General features: G+C 61.7%; 2 protein-coding genes and 1 pseudogene. All 3 read right to left on the reverse strand.

Annotated elements, in window-relative coordinates:
• Positions 1-111 precede the first annotated feature (111 nt).
• Positions 112-1,209 (reverse strand): branched-chain amino acid aminotransferase, encoded by a 1,098-nt coding sequence (locus Q0216_RS08620; RefSeq protein WP_070620807.1) that lies wholly within the window; start codon positions 1,207-1,209, stop codon positions 112-114.
• Between the two features lie 249 nt (positions 1,210-1,458).
• Positions 1,459-2,490: a 3-isopropylmalate dehydrogenase gene (locus Q0216_RS08625; RefSeq protein WP_298594555.1), complete on the reverse strand. Its 1,032-nt coding sequence runs from the start codon at positions 2,488-2,490 to the stop codon at positions 1,459-1,461.
• Positions 2,491-2,632: 142 nt separating this feature from the next.
• Positions 2,633-3,169, reverse strand: a pseudogene (locus Q0216_RS08630) (peptidase S8); the annotation flags it as partial.

Raw genomic sequence — 3,169 nt, forward strand, 5'->3', positions numbered from 1 at the left:
ACCCCTCTCGATACGCAAAAAGTGACTTTCCGATTGAAAAGTAGAGCTTATCGTCGGAAAGTCACTCTCTGCACGTTTCACGGATGCGCCCGGCGCAGTAACCGGGGGTTATTAGACGAGGCGGGTCAGCCAGCCATGACGGTCCTCTACCGTACCGGTCTGAATGCCCACGAGCTCTTCACGCAGGCTCTTGGAAATCTCCCCAAATCCTTCGGAAGCCGCTGGAATCTCAAAATCAGCAGCCTTGAGCTTTCCAATAGGGGCAATGACCGCTGCGGTACCGCAGGCACACACCTCTGTAATATCGCCGGAGGCCACACCGTCACGCCACTCGCTGAGGGTGATGGGGCGTTCCTCAACGGTCATTCCGCGATCCTTCGCCAGCTGCAAAATTGAGGAACGGGTAACGCCCTCTAGAATAGTTCCGGTAAGTTCGGGGGTTACCAACTTATTCTCTTTACCGTAGATGAAGAATACGTTCATGCCGCCCAGCTCTTCAAGAGCATCGTTGCGGTGCGGGTCTTTGAAGATCACCTGTTTACAGCCGTTTTCTTCACCTTCAAGCTGGGCGATCATGGCGGCAGCATAGTTACCGCCGCATTTTGCGGTGCCAGTGCCGCCTTCACCAGCGCGGGCATACTTCGTGGACAGCCAGATATCCACCGGCTCGGGGGTGCCAAAGTAGTTACCGGCAGGCGACCCAATCACATGATATTCCACGTGACGAGCAGGGCGAACCCCCAGATATGCCTCAGTCGCAATCATAAACGGACGGAAATAGAACGCTTCTCCCTCACCGCTGGGAACCCATTTTTCATCCGCCTGCACCAGCTGTTTTAGGGATTCGATGAAGGTCTCTTCGGGCAACTGAGGCAGTGCCATACGATGCGCCGAGCGGTTCAGGCGCGCCGCGTTCTTCTCGGGTCGGAATGTCCACACTGACCCATCCGAATGACGGTAGCCTTTAATACCCTCGAAGATTTCCTGACCATAGTGAAAAACCGCAGCGGCGGGATCTAAGCTGAGCGGACCGTAGGCATGCACCCGCGCGTTCGACCATTCACCGCCGGTTTTATAATCACCGTTCCAGTCGATGCTGACCATATGATCCGTAAAATAGTCGCCAAACCCGGGGTCGGCAAGAATCTCGGCTCGGCGTTCGTCACTCGCGGGGGCGGGGTTCTTTTCACGGCTAAATTCAAGTGCCATGGTGTAATCCTATTCTGTCAATTCTCTCTGCCAATAGCATCGGCGGCGCGAACCTCAAGGTGGGAGGCAGAAGCGGCATCGCTTACGAAGCTCATCAGTGCGGCTTGTGACCACGCCAGCGGACGACGGGGCGGATGTGCCCGTTGCACATGTTTTAGAGTACCTGATGAATAGGCACAACGCACACGCAACCCACCGCCGCCCATATCGTGAAAATCGAAGGCGGGGCGTAAGCTGCCTCAGCCTTAACTAGCTTAGGAACCCTAAGACATCGTTACCAACTTCGTCGGTGCCTCGGGTGCGGGCGCCGTTGGCACGCATATCAGCCTCGACCGCATCCTCAATACGGACCGCCGTCGACTCATAGCCTAGGTGCCGCAGAAGCATTGCTCCCGCGAGGATTGCGGCGGTTGGGTTTGCTTTGTTCTGCCCCGCGATGTCGGGGGCGGATCCGTGCACGGGCTCGAACATGGAGGGGAACTCACGCGAGGGGTTCAGGTTGCCGGACGCGCTCAGGCCGATGCCGCCGGTGACAGCCCCGGCCTCGTCGGTGAGGATGTCGCCGAAAAGGTTGTCGGTGACGATGACGTCGAAGCGGCCCGGGTCGGTGACCATGTAGATGGTGGCAGCGTCGATGTGGCAGTAATCAACGCTCACGTCGGGGTACTCCTCCCCCACCTCGTCGACGATGCGGCGCCACATGTGCCCGGCGTTGACCAGGACGTTGTGCTTGTGGACGAGGGTGAGGTGCTTCTTGCGCGAGGCGGCCGCCTCAAAGGCGTAGCGCACGACGCGCTCGACTCCATAGGCGGTGTTGACGCTGACCTCGGTCGCGATCTCATGCGGGGTGCCCACGCGCACAGCACCGCCGTTGCCGCAGTAGAGGCCCTCGGTGCCTTCGCGCACGACGACGAAGTCGATGTCGCCGGGGTTGGCCAGGGGGCTGGGCACGCCCTCGTAGTACTTGGAGGGTCGCAGGTTCACGTAGTGATCGAGGGCGAAGCGCAGCTTGAGGAGCAGCCCGCGCTCGAGGACGCCGGAGGGCACGGAGGGATCGCCGACCGCACCCAGGAGGATGACATCGTGGCGCTTGATCGCCTCGAGGTCCTCGTCGGTCAGGGTGTCGCGGGTGGCGTGCCAGCGCTCGGCTCCCAGGTTGAAGTGGGTGGTGGAGTAGTCGATACCCTTGTCCGCCAGGACGCGGTCCAGGACCTTCAGGCCTTCGGGGACGATTTCCTTGCCGATGCCGTCACCGGGGATTACTGCGATGTTCAGTGTCATGACTCCATCTTCCCCCGCGCCTCCCCCACGCGTCCGCACGGGTCCAACCCGTGGTCTCTTTGGGCCGTGACGTCCCCCATAGACGAGGCCGGGGCCGGGAGGGCACACACGCTCCCCCGGCCCCGGCCGCGATAGATGCGGATCAGATCCACGCACCCGAGGATGCGAAGTAGTACCAGCGGCCGTCGATCATCTGCCAGCCGGTGACCATGTGGCCATCACCCGCGAAGTAGTACCAGGTGACGCCAATGTGCTGCCAGCCGGTGAGCATGGCGCCCGAGGGAGCCAGGTAGTACCAGCTACCGGCGTGCTGCCAGCCGGTGAGCATCGCGCCGGAGGCGGAGAGGAGGTACCAGGTGCCGTCGACCTGCACCCAGCCGGTCGCCATCACGCCGGTCGCGGGATCCAGGTAGTACCAGGAGCCGTCCTTGACCCAGCCGCTCACGCGAGCACCGTAGGCGTTGTAGTAGCTCCATTTGCCGTCCTGGAGGTCCCAGCCGGTGACCATCATGCCCGCCGAGTCGAAGCGGTAGGTAGCGTCACCAATCGTGATGGTCTGGTTGGTCGCGTAGCTGGAGTCCTCCAGCTGCCACTTCCAGCCCGAGCCGGTGTTGACCCAGTGCGCGGGGGTGACCGCGGGGGCGGGCTCAGGGGTCGGCTGCGGGTCCGGGGTGGGCTG

Source organism: uncultured Rothia sp. (genome assembly GCF_937976295.1).
Taxonomy (GTDB): Bacteria; Actinomycetota; Actinomycetes; order Actinomycetales; family Micrococcaceae; genus Rothia.

What these genes read in the sequence shown, in the direction of transcription:
- Q0216_RS08625 (WP_298594555.1), bottom strand. Translation starts at nt 2,490, where the DNA reads ATGACACTGAACATCGCAGTAATCCCCGGTGACGGCATCGGCAAGGAA.
- Q0216_RS08620 (WP_070620807.1), bottom strand. Translation starts at nt 1,209, where the DNA reads ATGGCACTTGAATTTAGCCGTGAAAAGAACCCCGCCCCCGCGAGTGAC.